Here is a 25,452-nt window from a genome sequence, read left to right as displayed (position 1 = left end):
TTTTTTTTGTGTCATGCCTATGCACATCCAATTTATGGTGGGCGGGGCGGAGCAACCGCAAGGTTGGCCGGATTAGTGTTTGCCTCGGTAATCGCCGTAGCTGTAATGGCCGGTAGTTCCAACTCCGTTCAGCTCACCACCAATCAGAGATTGGAACCTCTCTGGTGGTGATTTTTTTACCATTACAGAGCGATTACCATCATGATTAATCATAATTATCATTGCGCACACCTGCGCCCAAAATCCTATAAATTCCTGTTTTATGCGCAGGTGCGTGCTGACCAAAAATCCATCCCAGAGCGCATAACCATCAAAGCCGAATCATTGTATGAAGCCCGCCGCATTCTTGCTCCGCGTTATGTTCTTGTTTATGGTGGCTGCGTACCTATTCAGCATGATGCTTAATCAGCCTTGAAATAAAGTGCCATTTTACTTTCTTGGCATTTTTATCTAAAGATACTGACTTTATTCGGAATTTTTAACTTTTAATATTTATAATCACGCTGTGTTGATGGTTTTTGTGGGGTGATATGGATGGCAAAGAAGAGTTAAAACTGGATGAGGTAACATACTGCCATCCCAGAGCAAATGGCTCTGGGGTTTAGTGATTTGAGTCAAAAAAAATTAACTTGCATTTGAGTTAACTAATTTTCTGTGTATTATTAAATGCGTTCCCAGTCATGCTGGGATTAACCGTTATTATTTTGATTATTACGTTTTTAACGTTCCTCGTTCCGACGGGAATAAACCGGTAGTGCTTTCACTTTTAGTGATTATCAACTCATGTTCCCCGTCTTACGGGGATTGCTTTAAAGGCCTAAAATTAAGCTAGAAAGGCTCTTTCGATTATGTTGAAAAGGTAATTCACTATGTCTGTAAGAAATAATCAAAATCTCAGACGAATCTGTCTTGCATTGAGGCTTAATCGCAATGAGATTTTTGATATTTTACAAGGGAAATATTCTAAATCTCAAATTGACGGATGGGGTCGGGCAGTTGATGCCAGAAAACAGGCATCAGGGAATAGTACCGCAGAAACCGTTCCCCGATTCAGGCCAATGTCAGATCAACAGTTCGATGAATTTTGTGACGGGTTAATTGGTTGGATGAAATCAGAATAATAGCTATAATATAATTGTTCATCATGTAAATGGGAATTGGGAATAAGTCGTTGTTATTTTCAAATTGATTAATTTGGTGTTCCTCGTGAAACGGGGATAAACCGTTATAATTTCCACTTTCATTTTTATGATTATGGCGTTCCTCGTGAAACGGGGATAAACCGTTATAATTTCCACTTTCATTTTTATGATTATGGCGTTCCTCGTGAAACGGGGATAAACCGTTATTATTTTCACTTTTATTGTTATTTCGTTCCCCGTTTTACGGGGTTGAACCATCTTTATTCGTCTTTTTGGTGGATATCAACTTATGTTCCCCGTGAAACGGGGTTGAACCGTTGTTATTCGTCTTTTTGGTGGATATCAACTTATTTTCCCCGTTTTACGGGGTTGAACCGCTTTTATTTTCATTTCTATTGATTATTAATTTATGTTCCCCGTATTGACGGGGACTTTTCCTGTATTCTTATTGTTGAGATGAGTATTTTTTGGCTATCTGATTTAAGTCTGATAGGTAAACCATTTCGTAAATTGATTTCTTGATGGCATCCACTGCCAGTTGACGATGATCATCGTTCTCATAGGTGTATCGCGATACAATCGATTCAATCAATTCTGGCGTGACGCAATCTCCTGATATTAAATCTGATTCGACTAACGTAATGGCCTCGTCAATTTCTTGTTTTTTTTGTTTTAACGAATCGACTAATCGGTAGGTCATGGGGGCGCGGGAATTGCCAGCGACATAACGACGCACGGCACGAGAGTCCACCCCTAATAGGCGAGCCATGGGGGATTGCCATTGGCTGCCAAAAATCATTTCGCCAGCTTTTATTAATTTCTCTCGATTGTCCATAGATTCGCCTTATGAAAATAGCCCCACTGACGCAGGGCTTCATTTGGATTGGTTTATTTATTCTGGATAATAACTTTGGAATGCTTTTTCTACAAATCTCTCGCTTTCTTCATCTGTATATAGGGATTCTGTGTAATCTACGTTATAGTTAGCATCAATAGCTAACGTCTCAACGTGTTGAAAACATTTTCTGGCCTCTTCTTTTGTCATATCGAAACGCCCGGCAACATCATAGGTATTAATAGTTATAGTAGTCATTTCAAAATCCTCTAGTTGTTTGTTGGATGTAGGTCGGGTGTAACCCCCTTACCTCGGTTGCATTAGAAAATTGGTTTCAGTTTGCCGCAGTTCCATTCGTTATTGACGCAATCATAAAACGCTTTCAGTGGGATTAACTCACAGGCTTTGGAGTTAGATATTTTCTCACCATTTAATTTGGCTGAACTGATATTACCTGTTTTATAGAAACTGACTTTCAATCCGAAAACTTCTTCGAATCGCTCAATGTTGATATAGATACGGCGATGACCGTTACGTTCCCATGCCTTGAATCCCATGGAGAGCAATTTTTTTTCAGTGTTGTTCATTGAGCTATAGATATCACGCAGAGCCAGAGAGAAAGCAATCATGTAGTTGCCAACAGTTGCAACTGTGTTTTTGGCTATTTTGTGAGCGGATGAGAAAATTTGAGACTTGTTCATAGTAGAATCCTCTTGGTTTGTCGGATTGAAGCCGGGATGTTTCCCTTGCTATGTACTAACTATATAATGACCTAGAAATTAGGTCAATATAGATTGAAAAATGAATGATTAATCCTTTGGGTCATGCGAGTAGTTTGAAGTACCCTTTATCGACGAAATGCTTTTTGTCAACGGGCGCTATGGTGTTATCTGTGCGTATTATTAATGCCATTTTTTAGTCCCGCTTCTTTCACACGTAATTCTTGATATCCTGATAATCTCTGACTCTGATAGCTCCCCTGGCTTCATACTTTGCAGGCCAATAAATTGAGCTGTTTTTGAAACAGCTTTCCAGTATAAACAACTTGCGGCCTTGATTAAGCGCAGCTCTTGCTTGCGTCAGCGTTCCCGATGTATCAGAAGCCTCTACAATAACCGTAGCCTCTGATAATGCGGACATGGTTATATTACGTTCAGGAAAGAACAATTTGTTTGTCCTGTAATCGTTATCCAGATAGTATTTAAACGGAACTTGACTAATTAAGAGATGGTTTTTTCTAATAAATTTTTGCAGTTCAATATTTTGCTTTGGATAAAAATGAGAAAGAGGGGTGCCAATAACCGCAATTGTATTTCCGCCTAATGCAAGCGCTGTTTTATGTGCTTCAGTATCAACCCCTTTAGCCAATCCAGAGATAATTGTAAAACCATCATTTACCAAGTAATTAGTCAGTTTTCTTGTTCTCCGTTTCCCTTCCTCAGATACTTCACGAGAACCAATAACAGAAATGCAGCGAGTATTTATTAGATCCCACCCTCCCTGATAGTAAAAAACTTCTATTGGATTTTGAGCGTCTCTTAATTTTTTAGGATACTCATTAGTTCCATGAACTCTAATTCCTAAATTATCAACCGAATAGAGTTCAAAAATCTCTCTCAACATCCTTTTAAAATCTTCTCGAACACTTTTTGTAACCAGCGTTGAGGGCAACGTATTAGGAGCTTGCCTAAATTTATCTGCAATGGTTTTAAATGTCGCACCTTTCTCAGACCACAACGCCTCATACGCAGCCATTTCTTCAAACTGAGATATAACTCGCTCAAAAGCATCCGAAGAACCGAAATCAAACTGTAACATTTATTCATCTCTTACATATTTTACATCGCCAAATGTATCAGATAGATGGCAAAGCAATCACGGGAGTTTAACTTAGTGTATACCAATGGTCATGCGTGAGATAGGCTTACATGAGTATGTAAATAGCCCATAGTTTTAAGTGAAATGAGTATCAAAAATACGTATCAAACGCCCGACAAAATACGAGTATAACTACCTCAGTCTTAACACGAGCCTCGTCTAATATTAGGCGAGGCAGAAATCCCTATACAGTGTCCTTAGCTAAATTTCGGTGGCCTTGGCGTCTTTAACGAAAAAATAGGGGCTTGGCTGAGTGATTTTGAAGTCCGTTTATGCGGAGCGGGTTGATAGCCCGTTATCTGGCCTAATGGAAGCCGGCCAAAATCAACGTTGCCGACGGATTCGAAAATGGCGGCAACGATCTGTAAATCATCTTCCGTTTCCATGTGTAACATGGCGTTTTTTTGTTCTTCAGAAAGGAATACCGGCAGTTTGTCTATTGCGGATTGGAGATAACGTTTGCGAAGGTCATTGTTTCGCTGTACAGCTTCCAGCATAGCATCCTGTGCCTCAATTTTTTGGTTAAGCTCCAATAAACGACCGGATAAAACCAACAACTCCCCTTCAGCGGTCTGGGCGCGGTTTACTGATTCGATCATCATGTCGCGTTCACGCATTTTTTCAAAATGGTCGGAGAGGTCAATGGCGGCGCTTTCGCTAAAACCTGAGTTAACGAATGCCAGGACAATGTGGCTTTGCCGGTCTGATGCCGATTCCGCCATCATGATTTCACGATCGAGGCTGATGTAATTGGGGGTAGTGACATAATCGAAACCGTAAAAACGGCGTACTACAGATTTCCAAGGGCTGTCTGACCCGCCAGTGACCCAACTCCAACCCCCAGCTCGTGAGCGTTCCATGCCTTTAACAATTCGGCCAGTATCCGTGTCTAATATTTCCTGAGAGTGGCTAATAATACCTGAATCGTCGATGTTAATCGCGACCGTTCTGTTGGACGGTACATTGTCCAATGCGACCGGTTTTCCATCGATCATGATAAAACTGGTTTCAGGTAGTCGTAACTCTCCTGTGCGTTTGTAATATTCTTCGCGCCGGTTATGTCCATAGAAACCGTAGAGTTCGCCTAATGCCATGCGTTCTTTAACTTCGTTGCTTTCCAGTGATGCTTTAACCGAACTGAGTACATAGTTTCTGGCATTCTGTGGGGTGTGTTTGCGAATGTTGTCAATTACCGAAAAGCGGTCAGTGACGGTCATTAAATTATTCATATCTTTTTTCCTCAAAAGTCGGCACAACAGAGGTTATTTAGTAATAAATTTGAAGAGAGTTTTAAGTTCTTCATGGCTCATGGATTCGATATCGAATTCAGCTCCGGTGAATGGGACTGATTCCATCATGTCGTTGTTCTCTTTATCGTCCTGAGTGGCCTTGAATTCTTTAATCATGGCCTGAGCGGTATCGGGATCGATTTCCATTGTGTCGGCCAAGGTGTACTGCATGAATGTGTCTGAACCACTCATTTTCGGGTTATTGAGCAGGGCATCGACCACGGTCACAACCTGCGCAGAATAGTTAGCCCGGCTATCGAGTTCGCGGTTTCGTTGCTCCTGAATGGCCGTATTCAGGGAATTAAAGGTGATCTGGTAGGGGCGGTCATTGGGCGGAAAAACCTTGCCGTATTTGAAGGCACAGTGAATATCGATGATGCGATAAATCGCTTCCGCGCAACCGTGGCGTATCCAATCACTGCGTTCAGCCGCACTGCTTGATGTCTGTTGCCATCCGCCTTCACCAAGGCCCCCGCTCATTTGATCTGCCCATCCCAGCATCGTGGCATCGATACCCAGTGACGCGGCCAGCTGGCGTAAATGAAACATCACATCTTCGATCCCTGTAATGTCGGCAGGGATAGTTTGGGTATCAATCACAATGCCGCCTTTCCCGTCACTCATGACCGGGATCACATGGTTCATCACGGTGGGAAGGGCGTTTCCGTTCATCATGCGGCGCTGGATTTCGACCGCATTCCGCTTTAATCCCTGTGTCACCGAGCGTGTGTAGCTGGCGGCTTGCACGGGATCGAGTGTGTTTGTTGTCAGGGCAACGAGGCGGTCAATTTTGGCCGCGTTATTTCGGGTGGCTTTGAGCGCCTTCAGTGCATCACACAGGTTGACGAATGCCTCATAAGAATGTTCAAGAAAGCTGGCACCGTAATTTTGGGTTTCTCGTAATGGTGATGCGTCGATGGAAGAGAGCAGGCTAAACCCGTTACTGCCATACATCATTGGCCGATTGTCATAACTGGGCACCCATATTGGTAGTCTCATGGTGATGAGATCCCACGGTTGCGCCATGACACGCTGATAGGTTTCAGGGTGCAGTAAAAAATCGCCGGTGAATCCCGCCAGTTGACCACCGCGCACAAACTCCTGAACAAAATGGGGCAGGGTATGATAGTCACTTTCCAGTGCTATGATGCCTTTCCCTTTTTCCGCATATGGCCGGATGTATGATGTACCGAACACCGTCATGATGCGGGCCCAATTGGGCAGGTTTGCGTTGATTAATTTACCCAGATCGCCTTGCAGTTCTTTACAGCGTTGACTGAGTTCATTATCCGCAGTGTCTTTGGGCTCAATGGTGATGATGGAACGGGATTTTTTGTCCATGCTTAACGCATTGGAAATGTGGATATTCAGTGCGGCGGCAACGGTGGGGGATTTCGCCATCATGCTTAAAATGGCGTATTTCGATAACCGTTCTTCAGGAAGCTGAGTACTGGCATGAATTTCATCGCCGGTGGAGGTAAACACATCTGAATCATCATTTTTATATAGCGCGATCCCCGAACGGGAAACGATCGCCCCGTTACTGCCTGCTATAGGCACGCCGTGCAAGTCATCACGTTCAGCATGAGCGGGCAGTAACTTGCGCAGAATGTCTATTGGCGACCACGACGTTTTGGATTTCACGGTTATTCCCCGCCAGTCATAAATTAAAGGTTTATTAGAATTGGCGATTCTAGTAAACCTTTATTTAGAGACGTGAACATTGGGCGATAAATTAACCTCGACAAAAAGTGATCCTTCGTTGTTTTTAGGTGTGACCAGCATTGCTGAACTGATTAGGGTTATCCGTTCCGCCTCATTAACAAGATCACCGGCCAGCTTTGGCATTACAAAATCAGCGGGGGTCAGTATTGAAAGAAAGAGAAAACAAGCCAATGCTGAAGCGATTGCTTTGCTTGATTCACTCCCGCCTGATTTTGATGGATATACACTAACGGACGAACAGCGCCAGATCTTGGCAGGTTATACCGGATTGGGGGGGATTGGCGGTTCTGAATATGAATACTACACCCCCCAGCATGTCGCCGCTGGCATGTGGGAAATGATGAAAGCCTATGGTGCTGATACCGGCAATATGCTGGAGCCTTCAGCGGCCACCGGCGTATTTCAGGAAACAAAACCCAAAGGCGTTATCTGTACTTCAACCGAAATCAGTGAAATATCAGGCCGGATTAATCAGTTGCTGCACCCTGAAGATCAGGTTTCCATCTCCCCGTTTGAAAAGCTCGCCTCCAATACTCCTGATGATTACTTTGATAGCTGTCTGGGTAATGTGCCCTTTGGTGCCAGTCGTGGCGGTTTTGCCCATTTAGACCCGGAGTATTCAGACGTTAAAAACGTGGGGGTGTATTTTGTTCTCCGTATTTTAGACAAAATTAAGCCGAACGGATTGGCCTGCATTGTGGTTCCCTATGGCATGACCAGTGGAAAAACCTACACCAAGTTACGTGAACAGGTTTCACGTAAGGCGGAGTTTTTAGGGGCACATCGTCTACCGTCAGGCACGTTTGAAGAGAACGGCACGGCAACCGCCGTGGATATCTGGGTACTCAGAAAGCATCCGGTCGATCTGGCCGAAAAAATCCTGATGGCCGATGAACCCGCGTTGAAATCCGCGAATGTGCTGTGGGAGACGTACCTTGCCGGGAAATGGTTTGAGCGGGAAGGCCGAAAATTTCAGCACGGTGAGTCCAGCATAGAAGGTGCAGGCAAATTTAAACGGCTGGTGGTGAAGAATGATCAGATAACAGCGGGTGAGATGAAGCGTAACCTTGCGCATAAGTTTGAATCCCGCATTGATTGGGCCGCGCTCAACCTGATAGAACCGGATGTTGCACCGATGGCAGAGGGCGAAAAGCGGTTTATCAATGGTCGCTGGTATCAGATGGAATCCGGCCGCCTGGTGTATGATGCCGGGGCAAAGGCCACGAAACTCGATCCAACGCGTTACGGCGTCACAACGTATGAAGAGCTATCGGAGCGCTTATCTACGTCTGAAGGGTTATTGAGTCTCACTTTTGAGCAGATTTCTGCCATTGCAAGTAATTATCCCGAAACACTCCCCGCCGAATACCGTTCAATCATCACGTTTGCCCGGATGCAACCGCCGTCGGTACGTGAAAAAGCCTATCGCGGCTCCGTCATTGGCAAACGTATCGCGGTGATGCAGGATCTGATGGCCTCCGGTGCGGCGGGCGAAAAGCTGGAAACGCGGCGCGCTGAGGTCGAACAGCTGATTACCCAAGAGGTGGCGCGGGGCGCGAACCCCCATCATGGACGGCGTGTCAATGTGTCCGGCAGCGGGGCGGCGGACTGGTTAAAGTTCAAGGCGAGTGTGACCCAAGACGGGCAGTTGTCGGATCTGATACAAGGCACGTTAGATATTGGTGTGCAGGACGCTCACGACAGCACCGATCCGGAAGCGGTCATTCGCCACCTCTTCAGTCAAATCGATTTAGACCCGGTTACGCTGGCGGCATTTCGCGCCCATTATACCGGAGAATTACCGGCTGATGATGAAGCGTTGCTGGCATGGCTCGCCGACAAAGAAGGCGTTGCCATTTCCGCTGACGGTAACGTGTTGCCGATGGACAGAGCCACCAGCGGCGATATTGGTTTAATGAACAGCCAGATTCTGGCCGTTTTACCTTACACCCGTGAAGGGGCGGTGAAAGAAAACTATCTGCGCCAGCTGGTGGAAATTAAGAACAAACGTAAATGGACGGAAGTCGATAACATCACTTTCTCCCTGAACTCGCGTTGGATGGATCGCCGTCTGATGCTGGAGTTTTTAAACGAGCAAGGTTATGACGCCCTGAAATACATTGAGAAAGTCGAGGTAGAGGAAGGCCAGCTTGTCTCTGATCTGAGTTATCGTGGTAAGCATGGGGTTTTTGTCGGCTACAGACACAAAACCGTCATGACCAAAGACAAGGACACGGGGCAGACGATCCCTCAGTATAAACGCGTCAGAGGCAAAGACGGGTTTGCCGATCAGCTTGAAAATTACCTCAATGGTATTAAGCCACGCGGCCAGAACGAGGCCGTGTATCTGGAACGGATCAAACGCTTAGAAGAGGATTTCAACGTCTGGCTCCGCCAGCATGATGAGATAGACGGTCTTGTGCAGCAATATAACGATGCCTTCAATGCGTATATTCCGTATGAGCATTCCGCCGCCAGCCTGAATCTCAGTGGGATTTCTGGAAAACGCACCCCATTCGGTTATCAGAATACCGAAGTCAGACGACTTTCCGAAGATGGCCGGGGCATACTGGGCTTTGGCACGGGACTGGGGAAAACCACCACCGGAATGGCCCTGGAAGCCTACAATTTTGAAAATGGCCGCAGCAAACGCACCCCGATTGTGGTGCCGAAAGCGGTATTGGAAAACTGGTATCACGAAGCCCAGTCGTTCTACAGCAAAGAGGCGCTGAAAAGTTTTCTGTTTGTCGGTCTGGATGAGGTGCTTGATGATGAAGGCCATCATCGTCAGGTGCCGGTACTGGATGAGAACGGCCAGCCGAAATTGGATAAGAACACGGGAGAACCGCTGTATCGTAATGCGATTAAAATTGCCAGCAGCGCCACGATTAAAGAGCGGATGAACCTGATCCCGCAATCCAACTACCGTGCGGTGGTCATGACCAAAGAGCAGTATGCGGCTATTCCGCTGCGGGAAGAGACGATCACGGACAATGCCTATGATTTTCTGTTTGCTCAAGCTGAAGCGGGTCGCGTCAATCTGGACGGCCAAAAACACAAGGATGCGCAAAAGAAAAACCGCATCCTGGCCGATGGCAGTAACACCGGCAGTCAGAAACAGCAGGATTTCCCTTATTTTGAAGATATGGGCTTTGATAACGCGATTATTGATGAGGGTCATAACTACCGTAACAGTTATGCCGCCGGGCGTGAGGCGTCCATGCTGGCCTATTTGCCGACATCGGCCATGGCAAAGTCAGCCCGTGATATGGCCGTCAAAAACGCCTATCTGATGAAAAATAACAATGGTCGTGGGGCCGTGATGCTGACCGCGACGCCGTTGGTTAACAGCCCGATTGATGCGTTCAATATGCTGTCGCATGTCATTCCGATGGCGGAATGGCAACGCATGGGGATCTACACGCCGGATGACTTCGTGAAGGTGTTCGGGATGACCGAATCCGTGCAGGTGCAAAAGATATCGGGTGAGATTGAAACGAAACTAGGCTTGGTCGGGTTCCAGAATCTGGACGGGTTACGCGGCCTGTTTCATCGCTGGGCGACCTTAAAAGAGGCAAAGGACGTTTCCAATGAAGTCGCTATCCCCGATGTGGTGCCTCAGACTGAATCGGTGCCCATGACGGCATATCAGCAGGCGGTTTATGAAGAACTGCGCCTGCGGGCGGACGCCTTATCAAAAAGCAAAGAAGAAAAAGAACGGGATGCGAGATACGACGGGTACGAAGAAAAGCCTGAAGATTCTATTTTTGCGATTATCCGGGATATGGACCGGGTGTGTACCGATCCGGATTTGTATAATCGCACAATCACCTTCCGTTTTGATAAATCGCATCTGAACGCCGTGAACGCATTACGGGATGATTTGCCCCTCAGTGTCACGGATACGGATGATGACGATGACGAAACGGTCACCGCCAGCGCAGAGGCGCTTGTGCGGGAAGAGGGGAAATTTGTTGCTCTGGTCGTCTCTGAACTCTATGAAAAGGAAGTCATTCAACGTTTGGGTATGTTTGGGTTGAGCGAAGATGATATTACACATCCCATTCCGCCAAAATACTCCAAATTAATTGCCAACCTGAAAAAAAGTATGGTAGGGGGCGGTAAGCAAATCATCTTTTCGGATGAAAAAACCCAGCATGAAAAATTGCGCCGCATTATCGCCCAGGCGTTGGGCATGAAACGGGAGGACATCGGTATTCTGAACGCCACGACGGTAGCGCAGGCAGCCAAATCCAATACGAAGAAGCTGAAGAAAGTCAAACGCCCGGCAGAGCCGAAAGAAGACGCGACACCCGACCAGCTGAATAAATATTATGAGCAGAAAGCCGCTTTTGATGAGTATGTGGCCGCGCAGAACGACGTGTCACTGGGCGGGTTAGAAAAGATCGCCGCCGATTACAATGAAGGCCGAACGCCGATCATCATTTGTAATAAGAAGGCAGAAGTGGGAATTAACCTGCATATCGGCACCACCGCAATGCACCACTTAACATTGCCCTGGACACCGGCCTCACTGAATCAGCGCAACGGACGCGGGGCGCGCGTGGGTTCCAGTAGTGCCAGCGTTAAGGCGTATTATTATTGTGGGCAAGGGTCATTTGATGAGTTTCGCCTTGACACGCTGAAACGCAAAGCCAACTGGATCAAAGATATTCTGACGTCGGATGAGGCAATTATGGCGAATGCCGATGCCAATAATGCGGAGGAAATGCGTTTACTGTTAGCCGCCGATCCGGAAGAGCGTGAACGGGTGCGCCGTGAGCAGATCGAAAAAGCGGAAACATTGGCAAAGGCCAAAGCCAAACAGCGGGCGGAAATTGACCTGACTAATTATCTGAAGGCGAAACACGCCAGTAAGGGCGATTCGCAGTCAGTGGAAGATACCATCAAGGATTATCAGGCAAAAATTGACGATAACAAAGCCCGTCTGGAAGACGGACACGCGAAGTCGCCAGACGCGCAAAAAATGTTGCGGGAACAGATTGCAAAGTATACGGATGCGATCACCAAACAGGAGCGTTTGCTGGTGCGTATGCGTCAGTCTGAAAACTTAATCAAACGCTTACGCCCGGAGATTAAACACGCGATTGACGCCGGTTATCTGGATGTGGAACCGGATATTTTAGAGCACGCCGCCGAGTATTATGTGGACAAAGATAAGCGATTGTTGCGTACGGGTCGGGTTTATTACTGTCGGATGCCCTATCGTGAGGGGTCTTATTACTTCGACCAGTTTTTGGTCAGGGTGAAGGCCATCAATATTGATACCGGTATCGCCACGGTCGATCAATTGTGGTGTGATGATAAGAATGGTCAACTCAGAAATGCGGCGGCTACGCTTGTTACGTCTTTAGAGGCGGAAGCTGACTTTTCTGACAGTGAGCTGGTGCTGAAAACGTGGATGTTTGGCGGGGTTAGTATTAGCGATGTCGCCTCACGTCTTAACCGACAGCAATTTTATGCTTACCTCAAATCTGGCGATCTGGTATTGAAAGATTATGATGTGTTTTACAGAACAGAGGGGAGCTTTGACACCCATAAATTGAATGGAATGCTTTCAAACTGGTTGAGAGAGAATGCGGATAATATTGTTTATCCCGACGCCAACGATGAGGTACTGAAATCGAAAGTGGCAGAGCATTACCGAGGGAGTTCCTATCGTGCTTCGTCTATTGGATTCCTAATCGCCTTGTTTGGCACGGATTATAGAACGGCCATCGACAGCTACGGTGAAACGGCCAGCCCGTCATTGATTACTGAACTGGTTGCTGAATACATATCGGATAAGTTAAGCAACTACGGCAGTGAGTCAGAGAATATGTCTGGCTCTGGGTCGGCACAATTACGGCATTTTTTGGAAACCGGACAGTATGATGCCAGTCATTTTATTAAGAATGCTTTTGGTTATCGGACGTTTTCTGTCCCCAGCCAGTACCGGAATACGGTTGATTTTGACAGGGAGTTTGCTGAACAATGTCAGGTGATTGTGGCTCGTCTCAACGATGCCGTCGCCAAGCAGGGTAAAGCGGCAGCCCATAAAGAATATCGGGTGTTTAAATCGTCCCTGAACTCCAGTCTGGCTTCGGTTGTCGAACGAGTGCAGGCATTCCCAACTTCGAATTTCCGGTCTTTCCAAGACAATTATTTTGAAAATACAGCTGGATACGATAAGAATTTCGCTACTCTTTTTGCCGATGCTGTTGCTTTGGGCATTATTGAAGAACACGACATTACCGAATCGCATTTCTTGAACGTTCAGCGGCATGATGGATTGTTTTCGGAGATTAATCAGGGTTATAAGAAATTACGTTATGGCGTCGGACGCTGGGATGAAATCAAGCTAAAAGCGGGCCTGATTTCTCAGGAGGAGGTGGATAAAGCCAACGCCGAAAAAGCCCAGATAGAACAAGAAACCCAAAAAATGCGGATCGCTCAGTTGGAAAATAATATTATTGTAAAAACCAACATCACCGCTATTCGTGGCGGTAAAGGGGCTAACCGTTATGACTATGCACCCGATGGCTGTTACTGCTTTAACGATATCAGGGGCAAAGATGGTGCGCTGTTTGAGGCAAAAGACGAACTGAAAGTGGATTTCAGCGCCACCTATTATAATGGCCGTAATCCGAGCGATGAGTTGGCCGGTAGCTGGTGGCTTATCTCGAAAGAACATCCGCTGGATAAAATTTTAGCTGTTATTCAAAGACATGAATAATTAATCTTGGAGTTGCGCCCTGTTTGGGGCGCATTTAAATCGATGACGACATTAATTGACACTATTCAGCCTCCAGAAGCTCACTTGGAGTCTATACTCGCTGAAGCTATCGGAACAAAGCCAGAAAAAGCGTATGTGGAATTCTACATCACGAATCTGATTACCCGACTGAAAACCGAGCCGAGATTGTACCGTTCTTTTGGTGCATGGTGGCCGAGCGTGAAATCACTGATTGTTGAGCAAGGAGAGAGGGCTTTTGGTGTCCTTGTTGATGCGGATGTTGCCGCTATTTACACCATGAGCCGTCCGGCGTTGATCGTGGTGGCCGCGCACCTTTATTCAAATGAGCGATTTGAGAATGGCTTGGTTTATTCCGCTGACCATACCTTTGACATTCATGATGCGTCTGATGACACTGAACCTTATCTGTGGTTCAGCAACGATGAAGAGATGGAAACGCGTATCCAACTGAGGGGGGCATTGTGAACGGCACTAAAAAGTACTACAAACTTGGGGAACTGACGGACCTTGCTGCGAAGCGAGGGTATATGCTGAAGTTTAATTCCGCCCGTCAAGTATTCGAACTCAAGGATAAGGAACATCATAATAATTGGTGCTGGATCGTTCGACCTTCTAATGGGGTTAGAGTTGGACAGGTAAGGGAATGCTGGATGTCCGAATGGGATGAGATTATTGATTTCAATATCGACCGTTTAAAGAAGAATGCTGAAAATTTCAGCGCTATGATTTAATTGAAATATTTCTATATTCTCATTGAAGTTTAAAAAAAAATGTTTAGAATTTACCTTCAAAGTTAGAAAAAAAGCATTTAGAATTTACCTTGAAGTGTTGGTTTTAAATCCACTCAAAAACCCGCCATCAGGCGGGTCATGAGCGATAGGTTGTTATCATGTAAAACAATCTCTTTGAAATTTTAAGTTGTTGAATAATACCGCTTGATTTGCGGTTTTTTTTTGGTTTGGCGATTGATTATGCAGAACATGGAGTGTGATCCCCTCGATAAAATCCACGACTTCTGTCCTTTTCGGCTGGTATGTCACCTCACCGTTAAAAAGTAAGAAACTGATTAGAATTGAAATAATGTTGTTGGAGTGAGAATGCTGAGAGCTTCCGAAGAATGGTATAGCGATTACTGCGAAAGGACGAAGAAGAAAGGGCAACTCACTAAGGGTAAAAGGTCCGTCACCAATAACGCCCCTGTAAGTTGGGACAAGCCCAATAACAAAGCGCGTTCCCCTCATGCTGTCGCTTTGGAAAAGTTAGCTAAGAATCCTGAGTTGCTGAAAGGCAATCATGAACATTACGCTCAGGTTCGCTTTTTTTATTATTGCGAGGTGAATGCTCCCGACATTTACAAATGCCTGCATTCGACGCCTAACGGCGGGCTACGCCACAAAAAAACAGGCGAACACCTTAGAGCAGAAGGACAAAGAAAAGGGTATCCCGATGTTTCGTTAGATACTGCTAAGGGGGATTACCACGGTATGCGCCTTGAATTTAAACATGGGGCCAATAAACCGTCTGAAGTGCAAAAACAATGGTTGAATACGTTATCTGAGGGGGGATTTTACTGTGTTGTTGTCTATGATGAGCACGAGGCAATAGAGGCGGTGACGCAATACTGGTGCCTGGAATCTGGGGCATCATTTACCGCCCATAAAAATGATCATTTGTGGAAGGAGTAACCGATGAAATTCAATAAAGAACTATTTTATATATGGTTATTGGATAAACCTTCCATCAAGCGCGATTCAACTAAGTGGAAAGTGGCTTACTATATGGTCTGCCTTCTTGAGTTATATATTGAAAATGAAGGGAAAAAGGTAACGGCTATCAGTTTATATAAGCGTGCAAATAGCAATAAAGCCGACCTTCATTACGCTGTAGGTGGGATAAAAAATTTGTGGAAGATGATCCACAGGGCAACGTCTGATTATGCGCATTATCTCTCTGAGGAACAAAAATTAATCATCAACAATATTTTTGCGGATAAATTACAGGCTAAATCAGAGAAAAGTGATGCTGCAAACAGCGCTGATGTCTCTGATATCCGATTGATGGATTACCCTTCAGCGTTGAGCCTCATGATCCAGCGTGATTACAGTATCTATCGTATGAATTGGGCGGGTGGGCGTGTGAGATTGCACTGTGATAAGCGAAAAAGAAATGAACGGGCTGAGTTTTTATTTATAGCGCCTGATGGCATTTCCATTCCTTGGAATCCTTCGGTTCAGGATCAGCTGGCTGAAAATTGGGCGGTATACCGTGCATAACAGGAAGGTGTATTTTGAGTATGGCGTGGAGGCAGGCGCTGATCTCCTGCATGACGTCGTATCGATTTACGGGCTGATGGCGTCTCACCGCCGTTTTTAGCCAAACAGCCTTGGCATTCTCCACAAAAATGAGATATTCGGGAAAGGCCACCTTCTTGTCCTATTGTAACTTTAGGATCTTACTCTAAAAATGGCAAAGAAATTCTATTACTTCAATGTCTCATTCAGTCAATCAGGACTGGAGACACAATCGGTGATCGTAAAACATGCGACACCAAGGATGACACATCTTAGGCTACTGGAAGCGCAAACGAGTTTAGGTATCCGCGTTAACTCAGCGACTATTGGTGTGAGTTTTTTGGGCAAAATGACAGAAAAACAATGGAGTGAAGAGATATGACCAGGGATGAGCGTTCAGCCATTAATCAAGGAAGTGCATCGCAGTTACCAACACCAGAAACGAGCACATAAAAATAAAAAAGTGTTTAGAATTTTATTCTCTAATATCAAGTGTGCCAATCTGCCAGATTTGTTGAAAAGAGGAAAATAGGAGAATAGGAGAATAATGGACGCATCCCAACCACTTAACCTTTGGCACTGTGCTGGAATTGGGGTTTTGCGCCCATTTCCTCGATAAGTTCATCTGAAATTTATAACAATGTGTATCAGTGGTTCTAAGCCGGAACCGCCGAAAATTCCGTCAGACTAAATTTCTTTTATAATTTAGGAAGTTCGAAAAATTTATCAGTCGATTGCTTCTTTTCAAGTCTTTTTTGATGCCATTCTTTAAAGTCTTTTTTACGCTCCGCTACCTTGACATCAGCGACCGCAAAAACTTTATATTTACCTTGTTTTTTCGGTTGACCTAGCCATTGCCTAATCGCCCAATCCGTCCAAAGCCTTGTCTCTTTGAGACGCGTTACTGTGATCCACGTCTTTGACCACTGTTTGAACCGTTCAAGCCGTTTCTGGCAATTCCTCTCTCTCATATCCCTAAGCCAGTCTGGATCAACGACAAACTTTCTATAACCCACGAAATAACCAGGTACCTTCCCCATAACTACACCTCTTTTCGTTTCCGAGTGCGCTGGTGTGTATTAATTAACTTAAGATATCATATATCCGTATCAAAAATCGAAATTGAGACTATTGAGTTTCAAAATTAAAAACGGGTTATAACAGCCCGTATTTATTAATGATTTGAAGTAGCCTGCAACGTATCATCATGTTCACCATATAAAACGATCCCTTGGTCTTCTAGCTGACGCCGGTCATAAGCACCCTGGAGATGTAACCAGAACTCAGAACTAAGGTGTACTTCCCAGTGCGGCGACGATACGAACTGCCAAAAGAAATTCTTATATTTTAAAATTAATAATAAATTTATCAAAAAATAATTTCCATACTTGCTTTTATAATTTTTATTTATTGATTTTAAAATTAGAGTTGCTGTAAATTTTTTTCCCCTTTCATAAAGGGATTAATTTTATCTTGAAAATAAATAAGTTAAGGATATAGAGATGTCATATAATTTAATTGCATATTATGAAAATGGTATTCCATATACTGCGGATGGAAAGAGAATTCTTAAAATTATCCCGGCGACAATCAGCGGGAGAGACGTTTTAAACAGATTGAAATCTAGTTTTATGCCATCTACTCCTAACATTTTTCCTGGTATTGGGTATGGTTCCTATGCGAAGCCGCGTGAAACTCTAACGGATGGTGCCCTTTACACACCAGGTGGAGGAATTAGCGCTCATGATATGGCTAAACTTTGGCAAGCTAATGGAAAGGAGGGAATATGTCCAGTTTGTTCAAGAAAACAGTGTCCTTTTATAGAAAAGGAAATAAATAAGGCATTGGGACTACTGGACAAATATCGTAATAAGCCTAATGGTGAGACATTCGCGCTAATGAGGAGTGATTACCATTTTACTCAACCATTATTAAATATCAAAAATATGTTTAACTCTACAGCGCCTGTTGTGATGAGCCATTTATCTATGCTTGAAGGTAAGCGGTTTTATTCAACCATGGATAATCTAAAAGGGCTTTTTGAAGATAGATATTTACTAGATAACAGAATAGGTTCATTTAAGAGCTTATCATCTAATGCTCAAACCACATTACAAATATTTGCTTATGGAAATGAATCCAGGAAATCAAAATATGATAACTTTTACCACCATATGGGTAGTGTGGAAGGTACTGGAAGGAGTACCCAATGGGGTAAAAGGGATTTTAATTCAGCCATTAAAGAATTATATAACAATATGGCTCCAACATTAAAAAATATTTTCGTACTAGATGAACTTGTCAAAGAGTTCGATAAATTTGGTCAAATGAGTACATATGTAAAAAATATTGGTAAGTTAACTACAGATTTTCTTAAAAGTGACTTTAGCAATAGCGACCATAAAGATCTTGTTAAAAACCAATATGATTTTTTCTCGGGAAAGAAAACTAATTTGCAGCGAGACATACAACAATACATGTTTGCCGTTAGTAACCTAGACAAGGTCTTCAATATAGGGGGGATTTCTCAAGGCAGTACGAATATGACAACTAGCGCACTGCGTTTTTCAACGCAGGGATCGCGTGAGACAAACCCTTACGGAGTACTTCAGGACAATGATCGCAGGGAGGGTAGCCAGGTTAATGCCTTTCGACATACACTATGGCAATCTGCAATTACCGCTAAATACGGTAAGGAAATAGCCTCTCGTGTGGCTGATGCACATGAACGATATGACACGTTAGATTTGAGTGTTCGCCATTTCAAAACGTCCGCAGATGCTGATGAAACGATTGATATGCTGAATAACCGAACAGGTCGCCAAATTGGAATGGCAAACGCCAATACGTCAATGAAAGAGCAGGCTAAAGCAATATTAAACCATTTTCATAAAGAAGGTCTCTACGTTGCCAAAGAGAATGCCTCTGGATTTTCAGTGGTGAAAGAGAAAATTTCAGATGAACAATTTTCTTATATGAAGAGTCAATTTGATAGAGGTGATAATGAAGGTTTTTCACCCGAACAGTTAGCAGCTGGGAAGCGAAAAGAACCCATTGTCGATTATCAATGATAACGACTTAAAAATAATGTAAATTTAAGCTCGGCTTTTTCGGTTGTCATGGATATGCAATTAAGCGCGATACTACCGCCGACAAAAAGCCGACTTTTTTATATGAATGGGCAACGTAGAGAGAGGCGATGATGATAGTTTTTAACCCAGACGGTTATTTGCTAGGGCGAAAAAGTCAATTAGTTACTTTGTTTATTATGTTTTTCTCTGTGTTTTATTTGTCCAGTTGCAGGGAGGTTAATATAGCTGAAGGTATATTTGATTATACTGATAAATATTGTCATGTTAATGATGAATGTATTGTCAATATGAAAAGCATCACACCATTTGAGTGGGATTACATGTATGTAATAGATAATGGATTTGAACGTAAAGCTGTTGAAAGTTTCATCAACTTAAAAATTGATGGGGATTTAGATATATTTTCAAAAATCATCTTTGTTAAAGACAACAAACTTGTTTATCTTGAGCATTATATTGATATTTCGGGTTCCGAAAAAACATTAGTATTAAATTTTGATGTTAGAAAAAAGGAAAAAAAATATATTAAGTATTACGTCATATCAAAAGATAATGCAAACGTTTTGATGAAAAAGGAAAAAGTGCCTGATAATAGAGCTTATTATTGGTTTTCATATGCGAATGAAAATCAAGTGGCGAGGGTGGATTAGATAAATCGGGTTCTGTGGAAGAACCCGTAAATAACCCGAATTCGTTTAAGCCGTCACAGGGGAAACGATTTGTATTAAGAGAGATAAAAATATTTAATAACTCATTTGGGTATGTGATTTGGGACGTTAGAATGACAATCGAATATGCAGTAGTAGGCAAAAATAATTTTGATGACCTGACAGATCGATACGCTCTGAAAAATGATAAGCCGGATGTCCTGTCCCCTAAGCATCTAGCTGAGATGTGCGCTAAAGATTATAATGATAATCATGAGGGATGGGGAGCTTACTGGCCGATTGATATCGTGGTATTTACTGAGGGGAAATCTCTCGGTGTATTCAGGGTCGTGCAAGAATATAACCCAACATTTACAGCGTCATATCAGAAGAGCTAAAAGAATGAGTATCAACTACCTGCAACCAGAGGATTTGGCGGCATTACGGCGTTTTAAAGCGACGTCGGATGATGGAGAAGGGTACGATGTTTCCCGTGAAATTATGCACAGATTAGCGGAACTGGGCGTTGTTTGTTATCACCGGCATGGTATTTATAGCATTACATGGTTTGGCATGTATGTATTGGATCAAGCTAATAACGATCTGTGTCCACCGTTCCGAACTGAATCAGACCGTATTCGTGAATTAAATAATCGATTAAATATTCTTGGATTCTAATGTGTATAGGTGAATTGTGTTTCGCATTGATAGTGCCGTGTTAATAGCACCGGTCATCCGTGCTTGTTCCACCAGCGCATTGTCGATGAGATTATTTGTTGGCAATATCAGTCCACGGCCATAATGGACAGTGACTGTCTATACGTAGAATGGGTGTTGGGACATCACCCGCTCCGTAATTCCCTATTTGTAATCCTTTTTATCCAAAACATAAAAATAGTAGGAGTCCTCATCAATGACTTGCTTTTCTTGATTTCTTAATTTCACCTTTATTTCATAGATGCCGGGTTCAGGGAACTCTATCTGGTCAAATACGGCACTAAAAATAGCAGTAACTTGATCCTCCGGTAATCTGATGTTTTCAACAGTGAATTCTTCTCCTTCATCACCATAAGGATTTTCCTGAAATTTTACACAACTCTCTCCATTATGGAGAATATCTATAAATAATCGATAAGATTTTCTCTTATTCAGTCCCACTAGACTCACTATCACAGATAAGCGTTGAGTGTCTGGAAAGCTGCTTACTACTTTTGTGATTATTGGTGCCAGTAAATCAGGTTCTACGTTCTGATTTGATTCACGAGTGCAAAATGCTGTCGCTATTTTCTCTGTAATTCCCATAACACCACCTTAAATTTACATTTAAACACTGAATAAATAACCCTTGTTAGGGGTTATTTTATATTCAATTTCAGAAGGTGTCGTGAAATAAAAAAAAAGGCCATCATTTAGACGGCCGAATGTGTGAGACTTATCTTTTAAAAGAATTATTGTTAACTACGCCGTGATTATTGTGTGGTTATTATTGGATTTCAATGCGTACAGAAATTGAAATACTGTATCCATTGAATTAGTGTTTCGAATTGACAGTGCTGTGTTAATGGCTCCAGTCATCCGTGCTTGCTCCACCAGCTCATTGTCGATGAGCTGGTTTTTTTCGAGCCATTCAGCAATATCCGCCCATGACCATAACGGGCGACTGCTATCTACGCGTAGAATTGGTGTCGGAAAATCACCGGCTCCACGGCTCCCCTTACTGTATCGAGATAACGCCGCTTTGGTGGTTCCTGCCAGTTCAGCAGCATCACTTAAACTGACTACATCACCAATATCTACAGATAAACAAGTTAATCCAGAAACTGACTCAATATCAGAGATGGCAGATGACACTGATTTGGCGTAATTTTCGCCGTTGCGTGTAAAATTAACGTACAATGTACCGTTGTATGCAGCGGGGTGGGCGTCGCTGCATCCTGCTTCATACAAAGCGTCTGAGATATCAAACAAATCATCGTCAGTAGTGATTTTCTTTCCACCCACCACGATGCTAAAACTGTATTTTCTCATATCCTTTTTCCTATCATTAGATGTGAGACTGATATAAAAAAGGCCGCCGATTGACGGCCTTGATATTATTTGCATTTATCCACTAATGAGATTATATCTTTTGCGTGGTCTTGGGGGCTATCCGGTGTTCCCCACACTGATTTTTGGTGGCACTTATCTTCACGTCCACATCGCAAAACTCCTACAGCATGGCCTTTTCCTTTCCGTTTGATGTAAGCCCAGCCTTGAGACACGGCATATGCAATTGCCGCATTGATCTCCTTATTTTTATGATACGCGATAGATAACACTCCTTTTAAATTAAGTCTCACTTTGTTAAAGAACGTAACCGGCCAAAGTCGCCAGCCAACGGTAACAATAGTAACCATTTATAGATTATTTGTCAACAATCATTACCGATCTTCAAGTTTATACTGATTGACTAGCCACGCATTAATGACCCGCAATCTTCTTGTAATATAAAAATCGATACGGTTATACCGTGCGCCGTTTAACACCCGTAGAGTGCGAGCGGTTGCAAGGTTTCCCCGATAATCACACCCAAATTCCGTGGAATGGTAAGGCAACGGCTGACTGCCCCGATGGTCATCGTTACCGGGCAATCGGTAATTCAATGGCCGTACCTGTGATGGCATGGATTGGGAAACGAATTTTAATGGGGCATTCGAAATACTTATAATAATATAAGTGTTATATTGACAATATAAGCCATAAGGCTTATATTACACCTATCCTGAAAACGGAGATGCTCTTTAAAAATAGGGGAAATGATGGTCAAAGTGGTTTGGTCTAAAGCGGCAACCAAACAGCTAGTCAGGATCGACACGCGATACCAGAAAGCAATCAAAAATAAAGTGGGTTTGCTTACGGGTTTTCCGCTGGTGGATTTGGATATCAAAAAATTAACGGGAACGGAAACTCAATACAGATTGAGAGTAGGTGACTACCGAATTCTGTTTGAGCTTTCAGGTAAAGAGCCGAAGATTTTGGAAGTGCAGGAAGTTAAGCGGAGACAAACAAAGACATATTGACTGGCACGGCGGGGAATACCCGCCTGCTTTTTCCTCTATTCGCGTTATGGCCAATACAATATCGGAGATAATATGGCTGGTATCCAGTTTATTACAGATGAGAACGGCAACAAGCAGGCTGTAGTACTTCCTATTGCGGAGTATGAACGCTTGCTTGCAGCGCTGGATCGTGATGAAGATTACGTCAGTATCCCTTACCCCAAGGGGGCTAATGATGATGAAACCATTCCCCATGACGTCATTAGTATTATGGTTGATGAAGATGTGACACTTCATGCAGCATGGCGTATATATCGACGTTTATCACAGACAGAGGTGGCCGAGAGGCTGGGAATTACACAAGCCGCCGTCTCTCAATTTGAAAGAGCAGAACGTCCACGCCAAGCTACGCTGGAAAAATTGGCGGCGTTTTATGCGTGTAGACCGACACAATTAATCTTGGATTAAGATTAATCACAGAGGCCGCTTAATGCGGCCTTTTCTTATTAGTCTATATAACCACTGCCTATTTTATTATTAACTTATTGTAATTGAAGGTATTTTCTTCTTCTTTTCTGCTTTTTATGTAATATAAAAAATCATTTAGAATTTCCTTGGAAAAGAGCGTGAAAGAAAAAATCTCCAATATCCATTTGGCAGATGTGCTTCTGAGAGAAAACCGCCCTCTGACCGCCAAAGAGGTCATGGATGCCATTCGCCGCTATTACCCCCATGTCAAAATAGACAAGGATTTTGTCTACGCACGACTTAACGTGTTTTGTTCGTCCAAAAACATTGTTTGCCTCATGGATACCCGTGTTCGGCCAAGAAAATATGAAATGAAATACATTACACAGGCCCACTTTAAGCCGCGCCATGGCATATCCATTGATTTCTCAAAAACAGTGATTCCCGCTGGTGGGCTGAAGGGCGATGAAAACAAGGCTGCATTACAGAATGCAGCCTTACGTAAGATTTGGGATGACATGATCCGAAAAAGAATGATAGATCCTATTTCTTAGTCACGTTTCCTCTGAGTGCTGACATTGCTGATAGCGTTGAAGGCGGCGGTTGTTTATTGGTTGAACGTTCAATTAACGTCGCTGAACCATCCTCTCGTTTCTCGTGTTTGATTATGCTGGTGGTATTCTCAGACGGAGCCCCTGTGCCGTTATTCGCTGGTTCTTCCGGTTGAATTATCGCTTTTGCTGTTGCGGGTGGTGTTTCAATTTCCACGGTTGTCATGTCTGGCTCAACGGGAGTGGTGGGGGTTTCTTCCATATTACTTAACGCCAGCACCCGCATGACCATCTGCTTACGTGTGTTTTGATCAGCAGCGAAAAATGCTTCTGTATCGAGCAGTGACAGCAGGGGCGCTAACCCCGCTTTCTCGATAATGTAGCCGCAACGAATCGCGCTCATCATCATTTTCCGTTTGCTGTGATGACCGGTCAGGCTTTGATAATCTTCCCGAAACTTTGTGGTAGCAATGCCTGCTTCGTTGAGTGCTTGCGCTTTAATGGCTAATAAAGATGACATTTAAGCCCCTTTTTCTTCCAGTAGCTTAGCCTTTTCATTTTGTACCTGCCTTAATCAGCCATTCCTTAATGATTTCCTGCGCATCTCTTTTAAATGCTATATGAACACCGCGAACAATGGCATATTCAGGATGATCAGGGATATAGACAGGACATCCCCATTCTGTTGTACAATTTTTAAGGTATTCCAGTTTGCCGCCTATCAAATTGGCACCGCCACCAACCAGAATAAGCACATCAATATCACTCAGATTGCGATGAACGTTACGAATATCATTTCGAATGATTTCAGCAAATTCCTCTGCCGCCTGTTGGACGATCTCATCAATTTTAATGCGTTTGTCTGCGGCTGATTTCAGACGGGAACCGATATAACCTTGGCGGATAAATGTATCAATGGACTCAAGGTGAATTTCTTTGGGTTCAGCAATGTTGAGTTTTTCTGCGTTTTCCTGAAGCAACGCGTGAACACGATCTAACATCATATAGACACCGTGTTCAAAGGTTCCTCGCCTCACAATTTGGTGAGTTTTATCCAGCACGGCGATATCACAGGTAAACCGCCCTACATCAACCACCATGATGCTCTCCGCGCCTTCAAGTTCAGGGTTGGCTTTCATATCAGGCGTGACGGAAGCTGACACATAGGCGGGAACCGCTTCAGGGTAGACCATAACGTCAATAATGTGTGGTGCTTTATACTGGCCGGAGACATTGTTAATCCGCTTCATTAAGCTATTACGCTTGGCGTTAATACGTTTTTGGTCAATTTTCCCCAAGTCACTGTAAAACTGATTAATCGGCAGCGTGTCCGCCAGAATAATTTCCTGTCCGCCTAACCCCAGTTGTGCCAGTGCATTGATAACCAAGGCACGATGTGCAGGACTGGATTGGTAGTTTGGATCACAGGTATTAACGAGGTCGTTACCACCACTGACAACAGAAAATACCACATTTTCCCCGTGATCCCCTTCGGTTTCCCATGAGGTTCCCGCTTCTAACGCCATTGATTGAGCATTACCTTGGCGTACCCGTGCAGGAATGATGTGATTTTCAATTTCCCCATTACGTTCAAAGCGAATAGCGATATTGCCGGAACCTGCATCAACGGCGACTAAAATAGGCTGTTCAACCATCGTGTCGCCTGAATCCGTATCGACGGCGACCAAGGCAGGTTTTTGAACAGCAGTGTTATCAGAGCCAGTAGGCTTCTTCATGAT

General features: G+C 43.8%; 26 protein-coding genes and 1 pseudogene. 16 read left to right on the top strand and 11 right to left on the bottom strand.

Annotated features, from left to right (window positions below):
* The first annotated feature begins 201 nt into the window (after positions 1-201).
* Together AB204_RS02485 and AB204_RS02480 are read left to right on the top strand one after the other, a co-directional pair.
* Positions 202-405 carry a host cell division inhibitor Icd-like protein gene (locus AB204_RS02485; protein ID WP_047961786.1) on the top strand — a complete coding sequence of 68 codons (204 nt, stop codon included), beginning with the start codon at positions 202-204 and terminating at the stop codon, positions 403-405.
* 464 nt (positions 406-869) lie between these two features.
* The gene (locus AB204_RS02480) at positions 870-1,121 is read left to right on the top strand and encodes a hypothetical protein (RefSeq protein ID WP_047961785.1); all 252 of its coding nucleotides are present in this window, start codon (positions 870-872) and stop codon (positions 1,119-1,121) included.
* Positions 1,122-1,587: 466 nt separating this feature from the next.
* Here AB204_RS02480 and AB204_RS02470 read toward each other — a convergent pair whose 3' ends face one another.
* The 6 genes from AB204_RS02470 to AB204_RS22220 form a co-directional block, all read right to left on the bottom strand.
* On the bottom strand, positions 1,588-1,977 hold the full coding sequence (locus AB204_RS02470) for a hypothetical protein (RefSeq protein WP_047961783.1): 390 nt from the start codon (positions 1,975-1,977) through the stop codon (positions 1,588-1,590).
* Positions 1,978-2,034: 57 nt separating this feature from the next.
* A complete protein-coding gene (locus AB204_RS02465; RefSeq protein ID WP_047961782.1) occupies positions 2,035-2,235 on the bottom strand; it encodes a hypothetical protein in 201 nt (66 codons plus the stop codon).
* Positions 2,236-2,297: 62 nt separating this feature from the next.
* Positions 2,298-2,678, bottom strand: a complete 381-nt coding sequence (locus AB204_RS02460; protein WP_047961781.1) for a hypothetical protein — start codon at positions 2,676-2,678, stop codon at positions 2,298-2,300.
* 229 nt (positions 2,679-2,907) lie between these two features.
* A complete protein-coding gene (locus AB204_RS02455) occupies positions 2,908-3,795 on the bottom strand; it encodes a DNA-processing protein DprA (protein ID WP_047961780.1) in 888 nt (295 codons plus the stop codon).
* A 257-nt stretch (positions 3,796-4,052) separates the two neighbouring features.
* Positions 4,053-5,084 carry a hypothetical protein gene (locus tag AB204_RS02450; protein WP_047961779.1) on the bottom strand — a complete coding sequence of 344 codons (1,032 nt, stop codon included), beginning with the start codon at positions 5,082-5,084 and terminating at the stop codon, positions 4,053-4,055.
* Between the two features lie 33 nt (positions 5,085-5,117).
* On the bottom strand, positions 5,118-6,788 hold the full coding sequence (locus AB204_RS22220) for a hypothetical protein (protein WP_053067820.1): 1,671 nt from the start codon (positions 6,786-6,788) through the stop codon (positions 5,118-5,120).
* Between the two features lie 79 nt (positions 6,789-6,867).
* Between AB204_RS22220 and AB204_RS02440 the strand changes: the two genes are divergently transcribed.
* The 6 genes from AB204_RS02440 to AB204_RS02415 all read left to right on the top strand — a co-directional run bounded on the left by AB204_RS02440 (position 6,868) and on the right by AB204_RS02415 (position 16,299).
* A complete protein-coding gene (locus AB204_RS02440; RefSeq protein ID WP_053067819.1) occupies positions 6,868-13,605 on the top strand; it encodes an SNF2-related protein in 6,738 nt (2,245 codons plus the stop codon).
* A 42-nt stretch (positions 13,606-13,647) separates the two neighbouring features.
* Positions 13,648-14,091 (top strand): hypothetical protein, encoded by a 444-nt coding sequence (locus AB204_RS02435; RefSeq protein ID WP_047961778.1) that lies wholly within the window; start codon positions 13,648-13,650, stop codon positions 14,089-14,091.
* On the top strand, positions 14,088-14,357 hold the full coding sequence (locus tag AB204_RS02430) for a hypothetical protein (RefSeq protein ID WP_047961777.1): 270 nt from the start codon (positions 14,088-14,090) through the stop codon (positions 14,355-14,357). Before AB204_RS02435 ends, AB204_RS02430 begins: the two co-directional genes overlap by 4 nt.
* 366 nt (positions 14,358-14,723) lie before the next feature.
* Positions 14,724-15,311 carry a VRR-NUC domain-containing protein gene (locus tag AB204_RS02425; protein ID WP_047961776.1) on the top strand — a complete coding sequence of 196 codons (588 nt, stop codon included), beginning with the start codon at positions 14,724-14,726 and terminating at the stop codon, positions 15,309-15,311.
* A gap of 3 nt (positions 15,312-15,314) precedes the next feature.
* Complete coding sequence (locus tag AB204_RS02420; RefSeq protein ID WP_047961775.1) at positions 15,315-15,899, top strand: Thoeris anti-defense Tad2 family protein; 585 nt, start codon at positions 15,315-15,317, stop codon at positions 15,897-15,899.
* Between the two features lie 190 nt (positions 15,900-16,089).
* The gene (locus AB204_RS02415; RefSeq protein WP_047961774.1) at positions 16,090-16,299 is read left to right on the top strand and encodes a hypothetical protein; all 210 of its coding nucleotides are present in this window, start codon (positions 16,090-16,092) and stop codon (positions 16,297-16,299) included.
* A 316-nt stretch (positions 16,300-16,615) separates the two neighbouring features.
* Here the strand turns inward: AB204_RS02415 and AB204_RS02410 are convergent, their stop codons facing one another.
* Positions 16,616-16,957 (bottom strand): hypothetical protein, encoded by a 342-nt coding sequence (locus AB204_RS02410; RefSeq protein WP_047961773.1) that lies wholly within the window; start codon positions 16,955-16,957, stop codon positions 16,616-16,618.
* 462 nt (positions 16,958-17,419) lie between these two features.
* Here AB204_RS02410 and AB204_RS02405 point away from each other — a divergent pair, with 462 nt between their 5' ends.
* The 4 genes from AB204_RS02405 to AB204_RS02390 all read left to right on the top strand — a co-directional run bounded on the left by AB204_RS02405 (position 17,420) and on the right by AB204_RS02390 (position 20,334).
* Positions 17,420-18,988 carry a DUF6973 domain-containing protein gene (locus AB204_RS02405; protein ID WP_047961772.1) on the top strand — a complete coding sequence of 523 codons (1,569 nt, stop codon included), beginning with the start codon at positions 17,420-17,422 and terminating at the stop codon, positions 18,986-18,988.
* A 128-nt stretch (positions 18,989-19,116) separates the two neighbouring features.
* Positions 19,117-19,659, top strand: a complete 543-nt coding sequence (locus tag AB204_RS02400; RefSeq protein WP_047961771.1) for a hypothetical protein — start codon at positions 19,117-19,119, stop codon at positions 19,657-19,659.
* A 131-nt stretch (positions 19,660-19,790) separates the two neighbouring features.
* The gene (locus tag AB204_RS02395; protein ID WP_047961770.1) at positions 19,791-20,054 is read left to right on the top strand and encodes a hypothetical protein; all 264 of its coding nucleotides are present in this window, start codon (positions 19,791-19,793) and stop codon (positions 20,052-20,054) included.
* Positions 20,055-20,058: 4 nt separating this feature from the next.
* Positions 20,059-20,334, top strand: a complete 276-nt coding sequence (locus AB204_RS02390) for a hypothetical protein (RefSeq protein WP_047961769.1) — start codon at positions 20,059-20,061, stop codon at positions 20,332-20,334.
* A gap of 183 nt (positions 20,335-20,517) precedes the next feature.
* Here the strand turns inward: AB204_RS02390 and AB204_RS02385 are convergent, their stop codons facing one another.
* Both AB204_RS02385 and AB204_RS02380 read right to left on the bottom strand, forming a co-directional pair.
* The gene (locus tag AB204_RS02385) at positions 20,518-20,958 is read right to left on the bottom strand and encodes a hypothetical protein (protein ID WP_047961768.1); all 441 of its coding nucleotides are present in this window, start codon (positions 20,956-20,958) and stop codon (positions 20,518-20,520) included.
* A 156-nt stretch (positions 20,959-21,114) separates the two neighbouring features.
* Entirely contained in the window at positions 21,115-21,684 is a 570-nt protein-coding gene (locus tag AB204_RS02380; RefSeq protein WP_053067818.1) for a helix-turn-helix transcriptional regulator, read from the bottom strand.
* A gap of 472 nt (positions 21,685-22,156) precedes the next feature.
* Here AB204_RS02380 and AB204_RS21110 point away from each other — a divergent pair.
* The 4 genes and pseudogenes from AB204_RS21110 to AB204_RS02360 all read left to right on the top strand — a co-directional run.
* Positions 22,157-22,336, top strand: a pseudogene (locus tag AB204_RS21110) (DNA cytosine methyltransferase); the annotation flags it as partial.
* Positions 22,337-22,454: 118 nt separating this feature from the next.
* Complete coding sequence (locus AB204_RS02370; RefSeq protein ID WP_047961767.1) at positions 22,455-22,715, top strand: type II toxin-antitoxin system RelE family toxin; 261 nt, start codon at positions 22,455-22,457, stop codon at positions 22,713-22,715.
* Between the two features lie 72 nt (positions 22,716-22,787).
* Positions 22,788-23,162: a helix-turn-helix domain-containing protein gene (locus AB204_RS02365; protein ID WP_047961766.1), complete on the top strand. Its 375-nt coding sequence runs from the start codon at positions 22,788-22,790 to the stop codon at positions 23,160-23,162.
* Between the two features lie 158 nt (positions 23,163-23,320).
* Positions 23,321-23,716, top strand: coding sequence for a hypothetical protein (locus AB204_RS02360; protein WP_047961765.1), 396 nt, complete (start codon positions 23,321-23,323; stop codon positions 23,714-23,716).
* Here AB204_RS02360 and AB204_RS02355 read toward each other — a convergent pair.
* Both AB204_RS02355 and parM read right to left on the bottom strand, forming a co-directional pair.
* Positions 23,706-24,233 carry a hypothetical protein gene (locus tag AB204_RS02355; RefSeq protein WP_047961764.1) on the bottom strand — a complete coding sequence of 176 codons (528 nt, stop codon included), beginning with the start codon at positions 24,231-24,233 and terminating at the stop codon, positions 23,706-23,708. The genes AB204_RS02360 and AB204_RS02355 overlap by 11 nt on opposite strands.
* A gap of 34 nt (positions 24,234-24,267) precedes the next feature.
* Complete coding sequence (gene parM / locus AB204_RS02350; protein ID WP_047961763.1) at positions 24,268-25,449, bottom strand: ParM/StbA family protein; 1,182 nt, start codon at positions 25,447-25,449, stop codon at positions 24,268-24,270.
* Positions 25,450-25,452 lie beyond the last annotated feature (3 nt).

Source organism: Xenorhabdus khoisanae (genome assembly GCF_001037465.1).
Lineage (GTDB): Bacteria > Pseudomonadota > Gammaproteobacteria > Enterobacterales > Enterobacteriaceae > Xenorhabdus > Xenorhabdus khoisanae.
The sequence above is the reverse complement of the archived record's forward strand: the minus strand, read 5'-3'. Positions and strand labels throughout refer to the sequence as shown.

Bases quoted from the DNA above. Each gene is read 5' to 3' on its own strand.
- AB204_RS02485 (WP_047961786.1), top strand. From the start codon at position 202: ATGATTAATCATAATTATCATTGCGCACACCTGCGCCCAAAATCCTAT.
- AB204_RS02480 (WP_047961785.1), top strand. From the start codon at position 870: ATGTCTGTAAGAAATAATCAAAATCTCAGACGAATCTGTCTTGCATTG.
- AB204_RS02470 (WP_047961783.1), bottom strand. From the start codon at position 1,977: ATGGACAATCGAGAGAAATTAATAAAAGCTGGCGAAATGATTTTTGGC.
- AB204_RS02465 (WP_047961782.1), bottom strand. From the start codon at position 2,235: ATGACTACTATAACTATTAATACCTATGATGTTGCCGGGCGTTTCGAT.
- AB204_RS02460 (WP_047961781.1), bottom strand. From the start codon at position 2,678: ATGAACAAGTCTCAAATTTTCTCATCCGCTCACAAAATAGCCAAAAAC.
- AB204_RS02455 (WP_047961780.1), bottom strand. From the start codon at position 3,795: ATGTTACAGTTTGATTTCGGTTCTTCGGATGCTTTTGAGCGAGTTATA.
- AB204_RS02450 (WP_047961779.1), bottom strand. From the start codon at position 5,084: ATGAATAATTTAATGACCGTCACTGACCGCTTTTCGGTAATTGACAAC.
- AB204_RS02435 (WP_047961778.1), top strand. From the start codon at position 13,648: ATGACGACATTAATTGACACTATTCAGCCTCCAGAAGCTCACTTGGAG.
- AB204_RS02425 (WP_047961776.1), top strand. From the start codon at position 14,724: ATGCTGAGAGCTTCCGAAGAATGGTATAGCGATTACTGCGAAAGGACG.
- AB204_RS02420 (WP_047961775.1), top strand. From the start codon at position 15,315: ATGAAATTCAATAAAGAACTATTTTATATATGGTTATTGGATAAACCT.
- AB204_RS02415 (WP_047961774.1), top strand. From the start codon at position 16,090: ATGGCAAAGAAATTCTATTACTTCAATGTCTCATTCAGTCAATCAGGA.
- AB204_RS02410 (WP_047961773.1), bottom strand. From the start codon at position 16,957: ATGGGGAAGGTACCTGGTTATTTCGTGGGTTATAGAAAGTTTGTCGTT.
- AB204_RS02405 (WP_047961772.1), top strand. From the start codon at position 17,420: ATGTCATATAATTTAATTGCATATTATGAAAATGGTATTCCATATACT.
- AB204_RS02400 (WP_047961771.1), top strand. From the start codon at position 19,117: ATGATGATAGTTTTTAACCCAGACGGTTATTTGCTAGGGCGAAAAAGT.
- AB204_RS02395 (WP_047961770.1), top strand. From the start codon at position 19,791: ATGACAATCGAATATGCAGTAGTAGGCAAAAATAATTTTGATGACCTG.
- AB204_RS02390 (WP_047961769.1), top strand. From the start codon at position 20,059: ATGAGTATCAACTACCTGCAACCAGAGGATTTGGCGGCATTACGGCGT.
- AB204_RS02385 (WP_047961768.1), bottom strand. From the start codon at position 20,958: ATGGGAATTACAGAGAAAATAGCGACAGCATTTTGCACTCGTGAATCA.
- AB204_RS02380 (WP_053067818.1), bottom strand. From the start codon at position 21,684: ATGAGAAAATACAGTTTTAGCATCGTGGTGGGTGGAAAGAAAATCACT.
- AB204_RS02370 (WP_047961767.1), top strand. From the start codon at position 22,455: ATGGTCAAAGTGGTTTGGTCTAAAGCGGCAACCAAACAGCTAGTCAGG.
- AB204_RS02365 (WP_047961766.1), top strand. From the start codon at position 22,788: ATGGCTGGTATCCAGTTTATTACAGATGAGAACGGCAACAAGCAGGCT.
- AB204_RS02355 (WP_047961764.1), bottom strand. From the start codon at position 24,233: ATGTCATCTTTATTAGCCATTAAAGCGCAAGCACTCAACGAAGCAGGC.
- parM (WP_047961763.1), bottom strand. From the start codon at position 25,449: ATGAAGAAGCCTACTGGCTCTGATAACACTGCTGTTCAAAAACCTGCC.